Raw genomic sequence first — 14,198 nt, 5'->3', positions numbered from 1 at the left:
GCGTCGACAGCGGTTTCAACGCCGCAACGCACGACGTGCCGCGCACCGCGGCGCCTCTCTTCCCACAGGAGTCGTCCCCATGTCCATCTCGATGTACCAGGCTTCGCTGCCCGTCCTGATCCGCGGCCTCACCAACCTGCAGCACATCCTCGGCAAGGCGCAGGCCCATGCGGCCGAAAAGCAGATCGATCCGTCGGTGTTCGTCGGCGCACGCCTCTATCCGGACATGCTGCCGCTCGTCCGCCAGGTCTACATCGCGACCGACACGGCCAAGGGCTGCGCTGCGCGGCTCGCCGGCGTCGACATCCCGAGCTACCCGGACGTCGAGCAGACCTTCGACGAGCTGCATGCGCGCATCCAGAAGACGATCGACTACCTCGAAAGCTTCGACGCCGCACAGATCGACGGCAGCGAGACGCGCCAGGTCGTGCTGAAGATGCGCGTCGGGCCGATCGAATTCACCGGCCAGTCGTACCTGCTGAATTTCGTGCTCCCCAACTTCTTCTTCCACGTGACGACCGCGTACGACATCCTGCGCCATAGCGGCGTCGAACTCGGCAAGCTGGACTACCTCGGCGGGCGCAACGAGCACGCGTGACGCGCGGTCGCGCAACGCCCGGCCCGCAGCCGTCCGCACCCGCGCGCAGGCCGGCCGCAGCGCTTTCCGGAGCGCAAGCCGGCCCCGCCCGGCCTGCGCCAGCCGAAACGCCGCCCGGCTGGCGTAAAATACGCACTTTCCTCTTTCTCGCCCCCTTATGACGCTCGCCTCCACGCTCGACATCATCGCCGAGCTGAAAGCCGGCCGGATGGTGATCCTGGTCGACGAAGAAGACCGCGAAAACGAGGGCGACCTCGTGATCGCCGCCGAATTCGTCACGCCGGAAGCGATCAACTTCATGGCCAGGTACGGCCGCGGCCTGATTTGTCTGACGTTGACGCAGGAACGCTGCAAGCAGCTGCACCTGCCGCTGATGACCTATCGCAACGGCACGCAGTACGGCACCGCGTTCACGGTCAGCATCGAAGCGGCCGAAGGCGTGACGACCGGCATCTCGGCCGCCGACCGCGCGCACACGATCGCCACGGCGGTCGCGCACGACGTGCGCCCCGAGCATATCGTGCAGCCGGGCCACGTGTTCCCGATCATGGCGCAACCGGGCGGCGTGCTCGTGCGCGCGGGCCACACCGAGGCCGGCTGCGACTTCACCGCGCTCGCGGGCCTCACACCGGCCGCGGTGATCTGCGAGATCATCAAGGACGACGGCACGATGGCGCGCCTGCCGGACCTGATCGAATTCGCGAAGGAACACAACCTGAAGATCGGCACGATCGCCGACCTGATCCAGTACCGCAGCCGCACCGAATCGATCATCGAGCGGATCGCCGAGCGCACGATGCAGACCGCGCACGGCACGTTCCGCGCGGTGCTGTACCGCGACCAGCCGAGCGGCTCGCCGCACATCGCGCTGGTGCGCGGCATGCCGTCGCCCGACGTCGATACGCCGGTGCGCGTGCACGAGCCGCTGTCCGTGCTCGACCTGCTCGAGACGGGCATCTCGACCCACTCGTGGACGCTCGACGCGGCGATGCGCGAGATCGCGGAACGCGACCTCGGCGTGATCGTGCTGCTCAACTGCGGCGATACGAAGGAACACCTGATCGACGTCTTCAAGGCGTTCGACGAGGAAGAAAAGGCCGCTGCGCTCAAGCGCCGGCCGGTCGATTTCAAGACGTTCGGCATCGGCGCGCAGATCCTGCGCGATGTCGGCGTCGGCAAGATGCAGGTGCTGTCGAATCCGCGCAAGCTGGGCAGCATGTCCGGCTACGGCCTCGAAGTCACGGGCTTCATTCCGATGCCCGGCGGCGAGGCCAAGTCCTGCCCGGCGTCCCACGCGTAACCCGCCACGGCGCTTTCGCCCTATAACCGTTCATCCACACCACGGACCAGATCATGGAAATCGGACAATACCAACCGAATCTCGAAGGCGACGGCCTGCGTATCGGCATCGTGCAATCGCGCTTCAACGAACCCGTGTGCAACGGCCTCGCCGACGCGTGCGTCGAAGAACTGGAGCGCCTCGGCGTCACCGGTGAAGACGTGCTGCTCGTGTCGGTGCCCGGCGCGCTGGAAATCCCGCTCGCGCTGCAGAAGCTCGCCGAAAGCGGCCAGTTCGACGCACTGATCGCGCTCGGAGCGGTGATCCGCGGCGAGACCTACCATTTCGAACTCGTGTCGAACGAGAGCGGCGCGGGCATCACCCGCATCGGCCTCGACTTCAACCTGCCGATCGCGAATGCGGTCCTGACGACCGAAAACGACGAGCAGGCCGTCGCGCGCATGACCGAAAAGGGTCGTGACGCCGCACGCGTCGCCGTCGAGATGGCCAACCTGACGATGGCGCTCGACCAGCTCGGCGACGACGAGGACGAAGAGGAAGACGAAGACGACGAAGAGGAGCGCGCATGAAGAAGAGCGCCCGCCGACAATCGCGCGAGCTGGCGACGCAGGGCCTGTACCAGTGGCTGCTGTCGAACGCGCCCTCCGGCGAGATCGACGCGCAACTGCGCGGCGCGCTCGGTTACGACAAGGCTGACAAGGAACTGCTCGAAGCGATCCTGCACGGCGTGATCCGCGAACATGCGACGCTCGTCGAAGCGCTGGCGCCGTCGCTGGACCGTCCGATCGATCAGCTGTCGCCGGTCGAACGCGCGGTGCTGTTGATCGCGACGTTCGAGCTCACGCACCACGTCGAAACGCCGTATCGCGTGATCATCAACGAAGCCGTCGAACTCGCGAAGACGTTCGGCGGCTCCGACGGCTACAAGTACGTGAACGGCGTGCTCGACAAGCTGGCCGCGAAGCTGCGCCCCGCCGAAACGCAGGCGCGTCGCAACGGCTGATACCGTTGGTTGGTCCACGGGCGCGCAAGCGCCCGTTTTTCATTCTTTTCCCCTCCGTCCCGCCCGCCGATGAATACCACCGCCGATTCGCTCGTCACGCTCGCCGCACGCGTCGACGCGATCCAGCCCTTCCACGTGATGGAACTGATGAAGGAGGCACAGCGGCTCGAGTCCTTGGGGCGCGACGTTATCCACATGGGCATCGGCGAGCCGGATTTCACCGCGCCGGAGCCGGTCGTCGAGGCTGCCGCGGCCGCGCTGCGCCGCGGCGTCACGCAGTACACGAGCGCGCTCGGCCTCGCGCCGCTGCGCGAGGCGATCGCCGCGCACTATGCGCGCGCGTACGGCCTCGCGATCGCGCCCGAGCGGATCGTCGTGACGGCCGGCGCATCGGCCGCGCTGCTGCTCGCGTGCCTCGCGCTGGTCGGCCGCGACGACGAAGTACTGATGCCCGACCCGTCGTATCCGTGCAACCGGCACTTCGTCGCGGCGGCCGAAGGTCGCCCGGTGCTCGTGCCGAGCGGCCCGGACGCACGCTTCCAGCTCACCGAAAACGACGTCCGCACACACTGGAACGCGCGCACGCGCGGCGTGCTGCTCGCGTCGCCGTCGAACCCGACCGGCACGTCGCTCGAACCGGACGAACTGAAGCGGATCGTCGAAGCGGTGCGCGCACGCCACGGCTTCACGATCGTCGACGAGATCTACCAAGGGCTCAGCTACGACGCCGCGCCCGTATCGGCGCTGTCGTTCGGCGACGACGTCATCACCGTGAACAGCTTCTCGAAGTATTTCAGCATGACGGGCTGGCGGCTCGGCTGGCTCGTCGTGCCGCCCGCGCTCGTCGGCTCGTTCGAGAAGCTCTCGCAGAACCTGTTCATCTGCCCCTCCGCGCTCGCGCAACACGCGGCGCTCGCCTGCTTCGAACCCGCGACGCTCGACATCTACGAAACACGCCGGCTCGAATTCAAGCGCCGCCGCGATTTCATCGCACCGGCGCTCGAACGGCTCGGCTTCACGGTGCCGGTGATGCCGGACGGCGCGTTCTACGTGTATGCGCATTGCGGCGGCGTCGCCCACCCGGCGGCCGGCGACAGTGCCGCACTCACGCAGGCGATGCTGCACGACGCAGGCGTGGTGCTGGTGCCGGGCATGGACTTCGGTGTCCATGCGCCGCGCGACTATATCCGCCTGTCCTATGCGACGGCCTACTCTCGGCTCGAAGAGGCCGTCGGCCGGCTCGCGGCGCTGTTCGGCCAGCACTAACCCCGCGGCCGGGGCGTACCGCCGCTTCACGCATCGCAAAAAGAAAAAGCACCCGAGTCGGGTGCTTTTTTCATGTCGTGCCGGCCGGAGCCGCCGAAACGCGACCGTTACGCGCCGAGCTCCGAATGATCGCCGTGCGACTGCTTCGCGGTATCGACGCTCGCGTCGTCCTGCGGGGCGGCTTCCTTCGGCGCCGCCTTGATCGAGGTCGTGCCGTCGAGCGTCGCATGCACGCGCTTCGCGCCGCCTGCCGCGGCCGTCACGGCAGCGGCAGTGACGATCGGCTTCGCGGGTTGCGCGGGTGCCTGCGGCGCGTTGATCGGCACGCTGCGGCCACGCGCGACGTCGCGCAGGCGGCTGCGTTCGGCCATCACCTTCGAACCGTAGCCGTTATCGTCGGGATTCGTCGAGCCGTTGTACAGGCGCAGGCCGTTCGCGAGCGAACCGCCGCGCGCGATACAGTCCTTCAGCACCAGTGCGCCGACCTGCAGGTTCGCGAGCGGCTGCAGCGCGGTGTCGGTGCCGCCGAAATACTCGAACTTGTCGGAATGCACCTTCGACATGACCTGCATCAGCCCCTTCGCGCCGACGCCGCTTTCGGCGTACGGGTTGAAGCCCGATTCGATCGCCATCACGGACAGCAGCAGCAGCGGATCGAGGCCGACGTCACGACCGGTCTGGAACGCCGCCTTGACGAGCTGGCCGAGCGGCTCCTGGGCGACGCGGTAACGGCGCGACAGATAGGTGGCGACGAGCGCCTGTTCGCGGTTCGACGCGAGCGCGCGATCGTCGCGGGCATCGGCCGCCACGCGCTGAATCGGGATCAGTTTCGCAAGCGCGACGGGCGACGGGCCGTTACGGGCCGGATCGGACGCATCGCCCGGGACGCCCTGAGCGCCGGCTTCCGGTGCGACGTCGAGGCCGACTGCAAGCGCATCCGTTTCCGGACTCTCTTCCTGCTGCGGCTGCGCGCCAGCAGGCGCGAAGTTCGGCAGCGGATGGCCGGACAGCAGGCGCGCCGGACCGGCCTGCACGGCCGCGGACACGACCGGCATCAGCTTCGCGGCGAGCGTGCCGCGCACGGTTGGCAGCAACCACAGTGCAAGCGCGACCGCGACAGCGAAACAGCCGACAACGCTGAATAGATGGTGACTGACACGCGTCCCGCGACGCAGCAAATTGCGCACGATTTGCGCATGCTGCTCGGTGGGACGCCACGATAACCAAGCGTTCATTCAGATCATCTCCCATGAACATGACTCGTGCGGCTCGCTCAGCTCGATGGCGAGACGGAAAACGCGCCGCGGAATCACGACGCCGCACGCCTTGGTTGGGACGCGCAAGCATCGGGGAAACGGTATAAGTACCGTTCGAGGCCACGGTGTAAGAAGGCCGGCGCCTTCGCACACTGGGCGAGGCGGGCATACGCGGTGGCACCCACGCAAAAAACCAGCGTCTGGTGGCGCTGGCTGGGACTACGACAAAGGCCGTCGAAAACGCCGTGCAGGATTCGGCGGACGGTGACGCGCTGCGTCAAAGATCGGTGATTGGCGGCTCGAAGCCTTTTACCCTGCAACCAATGTGAGCGGATTCTAGCAGGGTTTTATAGATCGTCAACACTATAAAACTTTCAAATCATAACAAAAAGTAATTTAAAACCGCTCTTCAGAACGCAATCCCCGTGCCGTAAGGGGTTTGCGCTCGATCGACTTTTTTCTGCGCCGGGCGGCCGCACGGCGACCCGGGTAAAATCGTCGGTCGATTCGGGGTCGCAGCCGGCCGCTGCCCCCGCCCACCGCTGCCCGCCCTGCGGGCAGCCCGGACCTTTTTCATGAAATACAAAGACTTACGCGATTTCATTCAACGCCTCGAGGCGCTCGGCGAACTGCGGCGCGTCACCCAGCCCGTGTCGCCCGTGCTCGAAATGACCGAGCTGTGCGACCGCGTGTTGCGCGCAGGCGGCCCGGCGCTGCTGTTCAACGCGCCGCCCGGCCATGCGTTCCCGGTGCTCGGCAACCTGTTCGGCACGCCGCGCCGCGTCGCGCTCGGGATGGGCGTCGATGCGGGCGACGATGCCGCGCTCGGTTCGCTGCGCGATCTCGGGCGCCTGCTGTCCGCGCTGAAGGAACCCGATCCGCCGAAGAGCCTGAAGGACGCCGGCAAGCTGCTGTCGCTCGCGAAGGCGGTGTGGGACATGGCGCCGAAGTCGGTGTCGTCGCCGCCGTGCCAGGAAATCGTCTGGGAAGGCGCCGACGTCGACTTGAACAAGCTGCCGATCCAGACCTGCTGGCCCGGCGATGCGGGGCCGCTCGTCACGTGGGGCCTGACGGTCACGCGCGGGCCGAACAAGCCGCGCCAGAACCTCGGCATCTACCGTCAGCAATTGATCGGCCGCAACAAGCTGATCATGCGCTGGCTCGCGCATCGCGGCGGCGCGCTCGACTTCCGCGAGTTCGCGCTGCGGAACCCGGGCAAGCCCTATCCGGTCGCGGTCGTGCTCGGCGCCGATCCGGCCACGACACTCGGTGCGGTGACGCCCGTGCCCGATTCGCTGTCCGAGTATCAGTTCGCCGGCCTGCTGCGCGGCAGCCGCACGGAGCTCGCGAAGTGCCTGACGCCCGGCGTCGACACGCTGCAGGTGCCCGCGCGCGCGGAAATCGTGCTGGAAGGCTTCATTCATCCGCAGGAAGGCGCCCCCGCCCCTGCGCCGGCCGGCGCGCCGCCGCGACCGGCGGGCAACGCGGCGGCCGCGTACGAACACGCGCTCGAAGGGCCGTACGGCGACCATACCGGCTACTACAACGAGCAGGAGTGGTTTCCGGTGTTCACCGTCGAGCGCATCACGATGCGCCGCGACGCGATCTACCATTCGACCTACACGGGCAAGCCGCCCGACGAGCCCGCCGTGCTCGGCGTCGCGCTCAACGAGGTGTTCGTGCCGCTGCTGCAGAAGCAGTTCACGGAAATCACCGACTTCTACCTGCCGCCCGAAGGCTGCAGTTACCGGATGGCCATCGTCCAGATGAAGAAGAGCTACGCGGGCCACGCAAAGCGCGTGATGTTCGGCGTGTGGAGCTTCCTGCGGCAGTTCATGTATACGAAGTTCATCGTGGTCGTCGACGAGGACGTGAACATCCGCGACTGGAAGGAAGTGATCTGGGCGATCACGACGCGCGTCGACCCCGTGCGCGACACGGTGATGGTCGACAGCACGCCGATCGACTATCTCGACTTCGCATCGCCGGTGGCCGGCCTCGGCTCGAAGATGGGGCTCGACGCGACCAACAAGTGGCCGGGCGAAACGAATCGCGAATGGGGCCGCCCGATCGAGATGGACGCGGCCGTGAAGGCGCGCGTCGACCGGCTGTGGCAGGAGATCGGCCTCTGACGCCACGCGGCCGGCACCCGCCGGCCCGCGCATCGCAATCGCCGCACGCACCCCGAAGATGAACTTTCCGCCTGCCTCCATGCTGTCCGACGGATTCTTTCTGTCGCTATCGTTGTGTCTCGACATCGGCCTCGTGAACGTGGCGATGCTGTCGCTGACGCTGTCGCACGGCTTCCGGCCGGGCTTCTGGCTCGGCGTCGGCTCGTGCGTCGGCGATCTCGTTTACGCGGCGCTCGCGCTCGCGGGGATGGCCGTGCTGCTGCAGTTCGAACCCGTGCGCTGGATCGTGTGGATCGGCGGCGGCGCAGTGCTGCTGTTCCTCACGTGGAAGATGGCGCGCGAAGCGCTGGCGCCCGTCAAGGCAGCCGACGACGACGCGGACGATGAACCGCCGCCGCGGGCGAGCGCGCGGCGCAGTTTCGCGCGCGGGATGCTGCTCGCGATGTCGTCGCCGAGCGCGATCCTGTGGTTCGCGGCGGTCGGCGGCGCGCTGATCGCGAAAGCCGGCGCGACCACCCCGGCCACCGCGTCGGTGTTCCTGTCGGGCTTTTTCCTCGGCGGTCTCGCGTGGACGCTCTTCATGTGCACGCTCGCGAGCCAAGGCCGCAAGCGTGCGGGCGCCGGGCTGATGCGTGCGTGCCGTGTCGCGTCGGCGCTGCTGTTCGCGTATTTCTCGTACAGCGTGATCGTCGGCGGCTACCGCGACCTGATCGTGCACGCGACGTAATCGCGACCGCCCTGCCGAGCCGCGCGCCGAAATGGCGGCCCCAATGAAAAACGGCGCAGCGCCCCTCGCGGGACGTTGCGCCGTTTTGCCGCGCGCGGTCAGGCCGCGCGGGACGAATCAGCGACGCCAGTAGCCGTGATGGCCCCAGCCGCCGTAGCCGTGGCGCCAGTACGGGCGACCGTAGTAGCCGCCGACGACCACAGCGGGCGGCGGCGCATAGTAGGCCGGTGCCGGCGCGTAGTACACGGGCGGAGGCGGCGGCGCGTAGTAGACGGGCGGCGGCGGTGCATAGACGGGATATGCGGGTGCGACCGGGATACCGATGCCGACCCCGATCGACACGTGAGCCTGCGCGGCGCTTGCGGCACCCAGGCCCAGCGCGGCGGCGGCGATGAACGGAATGAGCTTTTTCACTTCGATTCTCCTGCTGGAGCGGTATTTTAGGCGCTCCTGTCGGCAACGGCGGGCATGCACGTCGCATGCAAGCAATGTAGCGAAAACCCGCCCCGCGCGTATCGTGCATTTGTTGCAAATTGCAATTGTCCGCGGCCGGAGCCGCCGTCCGGCGCGGGGCCTCGCACGGGCGCCAACCCTTGCGGGTCGCGCGATTCCATCCGAGGAGTCGGGGCGCGACACGACGATCGGTCAGTCTTACCGGATCCGGCGCGCGCAGCTAGCGCGCGTACGTAATGAACGATTACAAATTCGAGACAACATGCCGACATTTCAAGCGGGACGCAGCCGCATGGAGTTTCGGGGACGGATTCCGCAGTCGTGATCCCGCCACGATACCGGATGCCCACCCACGCATCGATCGCGCCGCGCATCGGTAATTCATACGTGCGGCCGCCTCGCATGCTGCCTTCCGCGACATCGCCGTCATTCCTGCGATACTGGCGGCTGCTTCGTTTTCGCTTACATCCGCTGCCATGCCGCTTCCCGACACACCCCGCCTCGGCTTCATCGGCGCCGGCCGCCTCGCGCGCTGTGTCGCGCAGCGTTTCGCGCAGGCCGGCTTTCCCGTCGTCGCGATCGCGAGCCGCACACCCGCATCGGCCGCCGGCCTTGCCGCGCGCATCGACGGCTGCCGCGCGGTCGATACCCCGCAGCAAGTGGCCGACGCCGCCGACCTGATCTTCGTGACGACGCCCGACGATCATCTCGCGTCGAGCGCCGCGGCGTTGCGCTTCGACGCCTCGCGCGCCGCCCGCCAGGCGCTCGTCCATTGCAGCGGCGCATCGGCGGTCGCGCTGCTCGACCCGGCGAAGCAGCAAGGCGTGGCCACCGGCGGCTTCCATCCTCTTTATCTGTTCGGCGGCACCGATGCCGACCTCGCGCGCATCGACGGCTGCTCGGTCACGATCGAAGCGGACGGTGCGCTGCACGCGACGCTGCTGCGACTTGCCGCCGCACTCGGCTGCCATCCGCTGTCGATTCCGGCCGACGGCCGGATGCTGTATCACGCGGCCGCCCACTACGCGGCGAGCTTCGCGCTGTGCGGGCTGTCGGAAGCGGTCGAGCTGTGGCGCGGCCTCGGTTTCGACGAGGACGCTGCGCTACGCGCGCTGTTGCCGATGCTCGCCGGCACGATCGAGACCGCCCGCGACAAGGGGCTCGCGAATGCGCTGTCCGGGCCGGTGTCGCGCGGCGACACGGGTATCGTCGAGCGGCAACTCGCGCTGCTCGAGGCGCGCGGCGGCGATCATGCGGCACTGTACGCGCTGCTGACGCGCCGCGCGATCGCGCTCGCGGCGAAGCGCGCGACGCCGCCGGTCTCGCTGCCGGCGCTGGCCGAAGCCGTCGAAACGTCGCTCGCGCGCGCGGCCGCGCGCCCCTCCCCGTCGCGAGACGAGGCGTGATAAGGTGTCGGCCGATGCGCCGCCAACCGGCGTTGGCGGCCGCACGCTACTGACTGTATAAAAAGGATGCCAACGATGTTCGGCGAGATCGCCCGTTTTCTGCTCAATACCGTCTTCACGCTATTCGGCGCCGCACTGATCCTGCGCGTCTGGATGCAGGCCGTCCGCGTGCCGCCGTACAACCCCGTCACGCAAGCCGTGCTGCAGGCGACCAACTGGCTCGTGCTGCCGCTGCGCCGCGTGATCGCGGGCGTACGCGGCATCGACTGGGCCAGCGTCGTCGCCGCGCTGCTCACCGCGCTCGTCTACGTCGTGCTGATGGTCGTGATGGCCGGCTTCGATCCGGCCGCCGTGATCGCGACGCTCGTCGTGGTCGCGCTGCTCACCGTCGTGAAGTGGGCGCTCAATCTCGTGATCTGGATGACGATCCTGATGGCGCTGCTGTCGTGGCTCAACCCGCACTCGCCGGCGATGCCGATCCTCTACCAGCTCACCGCGCCGTTCCTGAACCCGCTGCGCCGCGTGATCCCGAACCTCGGCGGCATCGACCTGTCGCCGATCCTGCTGTTCGTGATCGTGCAGGTGCTGCTGATGATCGTCACGCGCGCGGCCGTGTCGCTGACGATGTTCGGCATCTGATCCGGCGCGACGCCCTACGCCGCCGGCCCCTGCGCCGGCGGTGCGCCGAGCGTGTCGATCACGCCGAACCGCGCGGGCATCATCGCGTAGCACACACGCACTTTCTCGTGCGATAGCCGCTCGAGCAGCCGTTGCGCTTCGTCCTCGGTGACGATGAATTCGACCTCGATCGCGACCGAGCCCTGCAGTTCGAAGAAGCGATCCTCGTGCAGCACGCGATGCTGGCCGAAACCAGCCATCGCGCGAAACGCGGAACCGCCCGCGACGCCCATCCGGTTCGCCTCTTCCAGCAGCCATTCCCACAGCGGCTTCCAGTGCAGCCGGTGCTGCTCGTGCACGTAGAAACGCAAAAAGACCCTGTCCATCGCTCCCTCCGATGGCGGCCCGCTCAGGCCGCCGCGAGCCACGCGCGCGCGGTCCACATGCCGAGCGCCGTCAGCGCGAACGATCCAGTCAAGTGTAGGGCAGCCACCGCCAACGCCCATCCGAATTCGCCCTCGAGCGCGTGCGTCATCACTTCGACCGAAAAGGTCGAGAACGTCGTGAGGCCGCCGAGAAAGCCCGTGATCACGAACAGCCGCCACTCGGGCGGCAACCCGACGCGAGCGGTAAACATGACGGCGGCCACGCCGATCACATAGCCGCCGATCAGGTTCGACGCGAGCGTGCCGAGCGGCACCGCGGGAAAGAACGCGTTGAGCGCGAGGCTCAGGAACCAGCGCAGCAACGCGCCGAGCCCGGCGCCGACGAAGATCGCGACGATCGAATAGAACAAGGGCACTCCTCTCTGACGCCGCCGCGCGGCGCACGCGGCCTACGCCGAACTGTATGCGCAATCGCGCCACGCCGGCAATGCCGACGGGCGGCGGATCGTGTCGCGAACGCACGACGCCTTTCACGATTTCCACGCGCGCGCCGCAGTGGACATTTACCGAACAATTACATCGGACATTACGAATCGATTTTGAATCGACCGATTATTTATCGGATTTTTCGAAAATCGATAAAGCAGTTCGATCCGGCGCGGGCTATCCCAGCACAGCACCAATCCATAAGGGATCCCGCGTACTTTCCCTTATCAGACATTCCCTTATTCAGTCGATATTCGATGTAGTTACCGTCGTCGATTTCGTAAAATTGATTCGCCACTCCACTCCATCGACATGGAGACTCGAAAAATGAACAATATCCGCCCGTCGTCCATGTTGATTCCGGCGCTGTGCGCGTCGCTGCTCGCGTCGGGCGCCGTGCTCGCCGACGGCAACGGGCCGCCGCCCTACGTCGAAGGCCATCGTGCACCGGCAGGATTCGCGCGCCCGCCGTTCCACACGAAGCCGCGTGCGAGCACGGCCACGATCGCCGGCCTCACGCCGGCACTCACCCGGCATGCATACGGGTTCGATGCGATCGCGAACCAGGGCGACGGGATGGTCGTCGCGATCGTCGACGCGTACGACGACCCGAAGATCGAGTCCGATCTCGGCGTGTTCAGCAATGCGTTCTCGTTGCCGGCCTGCACGTCGTCGAACGGCTGTTTCACCAAGGTGTACGCGCACGGTGCGCGGCCCAAACCCGATTCGGGCTGGTCGCTCGAGATCTCGCTCGACGTCGAATGGGTGCATGCGATCGCGCCGAAGGCGAAGATCGTGCTCGTCGAAGCCGCATCGGCCAGCTTCAGCGACCTGATGGGCGCAGTCGACGTCGCGGTCAAGCGCGGCGCGTCGGTGGTGTCGATGAGTTTCGGCGGCAACGAATTCAGCAGCGAGACGAGCTTCGACAGCCACTTCAACGTACCGGGCGTGACGTTCGTCGCATCGTCCGGCGACAGCGGCACCGGTACCGAATACCCGGCCGCGTCGCCCTATGTGGTGTCCGTCGGCGGCACGACGCTGTCGTCCGATACGGCCGGCAACTACATCGGCGAGGCGGCGTGGAGCGGCAGCGGCGGGGGCGTGAGCAGCGTCGAGGCCGAGCCGGCCGGCCAGGCTGCCTGGCCGATTCCGGTGGCCGGCAAGCGCGGCGTGCCCGACGTCAGCTACGACGCGAATCCGTCCAGCGGTTTCGCGGTGTACGACTCGGTCACCTATCAAGGACAGGCCGGCTGGTTCCAGGTTGGCGGCACGAGCGCGGGTGCGCCGCAATGGTCGGCGCTCGTCGCGATCGCGAACTCGCTGCGCACGGCGGCCGGCAAGAAGTCGTTGAGCGGCACCTACGACACGCTCTATACGGTCGGCAAAACCGCGTACGGCAGCGACTTCCACGACGTGACGACCGGCTCCAACGGCAATTGCGGCAGCATCTGCAACGCGGCGGGCGGCTACGACTACGTGACGGGCCTCGGTTCGCCGATCGCGCCGGCGCTCGTGCAGGCGCTCGTCGCCCGGCCGTAACCGGCGCGGCCGCGGCCGGTCGGCGCGGGCTCAGCCGCCGCGCCACGCGCGCTCGAGCGCGTTCAACGTCGCCAGCGCACCGCCCTTCAGCCCGATCACGTCCGCCCGGCGCGCATGCGCTTCGCGCGCGTTGATGCGAATCACGTCGGCACCGAACCGCTCGCTCAACAGGCGCACGGTCGGAATCGCGGTGCCCGCGCCGATCTCGACCACGGCGACGCGCCCGGCCCGCGCGATCCAGTCTTCAAGCGCGCGCTCCTGAGCGTCGTAGCGCGCGCCGAGCCAGCCGGTGTCGCCGAACATCAGGATGTTCGGCCGCGCGAGCCCGCCGCAGTGCGGGCAGCGCGGCATGTCGCCCACCAGGCGGCACGTCGTTTCGTCGACCTCCGGCATGAACGGCGCCGCGTCCCACGTCTCGTCCGTGCACGGGCGCAGGCATTGCATCGCATGAATCGAACCGTGGATCTCGACGATGCGCGCCGGATCGAAGCCGGCTTTCTGGAACTGGCCGTCGACGTTGCTCGTCAGCACGAAACCGCCGTTCGGCATCGCGTCGATCCAGCGGCGCAGGATCGCGAAGCCCGCGTGCGGCGCGGTGGCGCGGTAGAGCGCGAGACGATGCCCGTAGAAGCCCCATGCGAGCGACGCACGCGCACGAAACGCGTGCGGCGACGCGATCTCGTGGAATTCGAAACGCTCGTGGCGCAGCGCCGGATACGCGCGCCAGAAGCCGTCCGTACCGCGAAAATCGGGCAGGCCGGAATCGACGCCGATGCCCGCGCCGGCCGTGACGAGCAATGCGTCGGCGCGCGCGAGTGCATCGACGGCGGATGCCACGAGACCGGCGGGAAGCGGCGCGGCGGCGGAGTCGGATGGATCGGCGGAGTCGGAAAGCGGCATGATGGGAAAGCGGTGAAGTCGAACGTTGCGCGAATGGCGTCGCGATCATACGCCGGTTCGGGCGTCGCGCCGCCTCGGCGACGCCACTGCGGGCTGCTGCGCGTGTGCGGATACCGGCAACGCGAATA

The 14,198-nt window shown here is 67.6% G+C and carries 15 protein-coding genes; 10 read left to right on the top strand and 5 right to left on the bottom strand.

From position 1 onward, the window contains the following. Positions 1-79: 79 nt before the first annotated feature. The 5 genes from WT97_RS24965 (at position 80) to WT97_RS24945 (ending at position 4,167) form a co-directional block, all read left to right on the top strand. Positions 80-598, top strand: a complete 519-nt coding sequence (locus WT97_RS24965; protein ID WP_059499899.1) for a DUF1993 family protein — start codon at positions 80-82, stop codon at positions 596-598. A 157-nt stretch (positions 599-755) separates the two neighbouring features. Further along, positions 756-1,898, top strand: coding sequence for a bifunctional 3,4-dihydroxy-2-butanone-4-phosphate synthase/GTP cyclohydrolase II (gene ribBA / locus WT97_RS24960; RefSeq protein ID WP_059499898.1), 1,143 nt, complete (start codon positions 756-758; stop codon positions 1,896-1,898). A gap of 53 nt (positions 1,899-1,951) precedes the next feature. Continuing rightward, the gene (gene ribH / locus WT97_RS24955; protein ID WP_006476661.1) at positions 1,952-2,467 is read left to right on the top strand and encodes a 6,7-dimethyl-8-ribityllumazine synthase; all 516 of its coding nucleotides are present in this window, start codon (positions 1,952-1,954) and stop codon (positions 2,465-2,467) included. Beyond that, complete coding sequence (gene nusB, locus WT97_RS24950) at positions 2,464-2,901, top strand: transcription antitermination factor NusB (protein ID WP_006476662.1); 438 nt, start codon at positions 2,464-2,466, stop codon at positions 2,899-2,901. Before ribH ends, nusB begins: the two co-directional genes overlap by 4 nt. A gap of 69 nt (positions 2,902-2,970) precedes the next feature. Beyond that, complete coding sequence (locus WT97_RS24945) at positions 2,971-4,167, top strand: pyridoxal phosphate-dependent aminotransferase (protein WP_060354604.1); 1,197 nt, start codon at positions 2,971-2,973, stop codon at positions 4,165-4,167. Between the two features lie 107 nt (positions 4,168-4,274). Here WT97_RS24945 and WT97_RS24940 read toward each other — a convergent pair whose 3' ends face one another. After that, the gene (locus tag WT97_RS24940) at positions 4,275-5,402 is read right to left on the bottom strand and encodes a transglycosylase SLT domain-containing protein (RefSeq protein WP_060354603.1); all 1,128 of its coding nucleotides are present in this window, start codon (positions 5,400-5,402) and stop codon (positions 4,275-4,277) included. Between the two features lie 596 nt (positions 5,403-5,998). Between WT97_RS24940 and WT97_RS24935 the strand changes: the two genes are divergently transcribed. After that, a complete protein-coding gene (locus WT97_RS24935; RefSeq protein WP_059791608.1) occupies positions 5,999-7,555 on the top strand; it encodes a UbiD family decarboxylase in 1,557 nt (518 codons plus the stop codon). Positions 7,556-7,613: 58 nt separating this feature from the next. Beyond that, complete coding sequence (locus WT97_RS24930; RefSeq protein WP_060354602.1) at positions 7,614-8,282, top strand: LysE family translocator; 669 nt, start codon at positions 7,614-7,616, stop codon at positions 8,280-8,282. Between the two features lie 117 nt (positions 8,283-8,399). On the opposite strand, the gene WT97_RS24925 is transcribed toward WT97_RS24930, so the two are convergent. Further along, positions 8,400-8,696, bottom strand: coding sequence for a hypothetical protein (locus tag WT97_RS24925; protein ID WP_006488565.1), 297 nt, complete (start codon positions 8,694-8,696; stop codon positions 8,400-8,402). Between the two features lie 515 nt (positions 8,697-9,211). On the opposite strand from WT97_RS24925, the gene WT97_RS24920 reads away from it, so the two are divergent. Both WT97_RS24920 and WT97_RS24915 read left to right on the top strand, forming a co-directional pair. Beyond that, entirely contained in the window at positions 9,212-10,141 is a 930-nt protein-coding gene (locus tag WT97_RS24920) for a Rossmann-like and DUF2520 domain-containing protein (protein ID WP_060354601.1), read from the top strand. Positions 10,142-10,216: 75 nt separating this feature from the next. Further along, complete coding sequence (locus tag WT97_RS24915) at positions 10,217-10,780, top strand: YggT family protein (protein WP_034206634.1); 564 nt, start codon at positions 10,217-10,219, stop codon at positions 10,778-10,780. A 14-nt stretch (positions 10,781-10,794) separates the two neighbouring features. On the opposite strand, the gene WT97_RS24910 is transcribed toward WT97_RS24915, so the two are convergent. Both WT97_RS24910 and crcB read right to left on the bottom strand, forming a co-directional pair. Beyond that, positions 10,795-11,145 (bottom strand): DUF190 domain-containing protein, encoded by a 351-nt coding sequence (locus tag WT97_RS24910; protein ID WP_059499891.1) that lies wholly within the window; start codon positions 11,143-11,145, stop codon positions 10,795-10,797. Between the two features lie 23 nt (positions 11,146-11,168). After that, complete coding sequence (gene crcB / locus WT97_RS24905; RefSeq protein WP_059791612.1) at positions 11,169-11,555, bottom strand: fluoride efflux transporter CrcB; 387 nt, start codon at positions 11,553-11,555, stop codon at positions 11,169-11,171. A 403-nt stretch (positions 11,556-11,958) separates the two neighbouring features. Here crcB and WT97_RS24900 point away from each other — a divergent pair, with 403 nt between their 5' ends. Then, entirely contained in the window at positions 11,959-13,170 is a 1,212-nt protein-coding gene (locus WT97_RS24900; protein WP_060354600.1) for a S53 family peptidase, read from the top strand. Positions 13,171-13,200: 30 nt separating this feature from the next. Here the strand turns inward: WT97_RS24900 and WT97_RS24895 are convergent, their stop codons facing one another. Further along, entirely contained in the window at positions 13,201-14,070 is an 870-nt protein-coding gene (locus WT97_RS24895; RefSeq protein ID WP_060354599.1) for a Sir2 family NAD-dependent protein deacetylase, read from the bottom strand. Positions 14,071-14,198: the final 128 nt, after the last annotated feature.

Origin of the sequence: Burkholderia sp. MSMB1459WGS (assembly GCF_001534535.1) — a bacterium.
Classification (GTDB): domain Bacteria; phylum Pseudomonadota; class Gammaproteobacteria; order Burkholderiales; family Burkholderiaceae; genus Burkholderia.
This window is presented reverse-complemented; position numbering and strand designations above follow the sequence as displayed.

Bases quoted from the DNA above. Each gene is read 5' to 3' on its own strand.
- WT97_RS24945 (WP_060354604.1), top strand. From the start codon at position 2,971: ATGAATACCACCGCCGATTCGCTCGTCACGCTCGCCGCACGCGTCGAC.
- WT97_RS24965 (WP_059499899.1), top strand. From the start codon at position 80: ATGTCCATCTCGATGTACCAGGCTTCGCTGCCCGTCCTGATCCGCGGC.
- WT97_RS24895 (WP_060354599.1), bottom strand. From the start codon at position 14,070: ATGCCGCTTTCCGACTCCGCCGATCCATCCGACTCCGCCGCCGCGCCG.
- ribH (WP_006476661.1), top strand. From the start codon at position 1,952: ATGGAAATCGGACAATACCAACCGAATCTCGAAGGCGACGGCCTGCGT.
- ribBA (WP_059499898.1), top strand. From the start codon at position 756: ATGACGCTCGCCTCCACGCTCGACATCATCGCCGAGCTGAAAGCCGGC.
- WT97_RS24910 (WP_059499891.1), bottom strand. From the start codon at position 11,145: ATGGACAGGGTCTTTTTGCGTTTCTACGTGCACGAGCAGCACCGGCTG.
- nusB (WP_006476662.1), top strand. From the start codon at position 2,464: ATGAAGAAGAGCGCCCGCCGACAATCGCGCGAGCTGGCGACGCAGGGC.
- WT97_RS24920 (WP_060354601.1), top strand. From the start codon at position 9,212: ATGCCGCTTCCCGACACACCCCGCCTCGGCTTCATCGGCGCCGGCCGC.
- WT97_RS24940 (WP_060354603.1), bottom strand. From the start codon at position 5,402: ATGAACGCTTGGTTATCGTGGCGTCCCACCGAGCAGCATGCGCAAATC.
- WT97_RS24915 (WP_034206634.1), top strand. From the start codon at position 10,217: ATGTTCGGCGAGATCGCCCGTTTTCTGCTCAATACCGTCTTCACGCTA.
- WT97_RS24935 (WP_059791608.1), top strand. From the start codon at position 5,999: ATGAAATACAAAGACTTACGCGATTTCATTCAACGCCTCGAGGCGCTC.
- WT97_RS24900 (WP_060354600.1), top strand. From the start codon at position 11,959: ATGAACAATATCCGCCCGTCGTCCATGTTGATTCCGGCGCTGTGCGCG.
- WT97_RS24930 (WP_060354602.1), top strand. From the start codon at position 7,614: ATGAACTTTCCGCCTGCCTCCATGCTGTCCGACGGATTCTTTCTGTCG.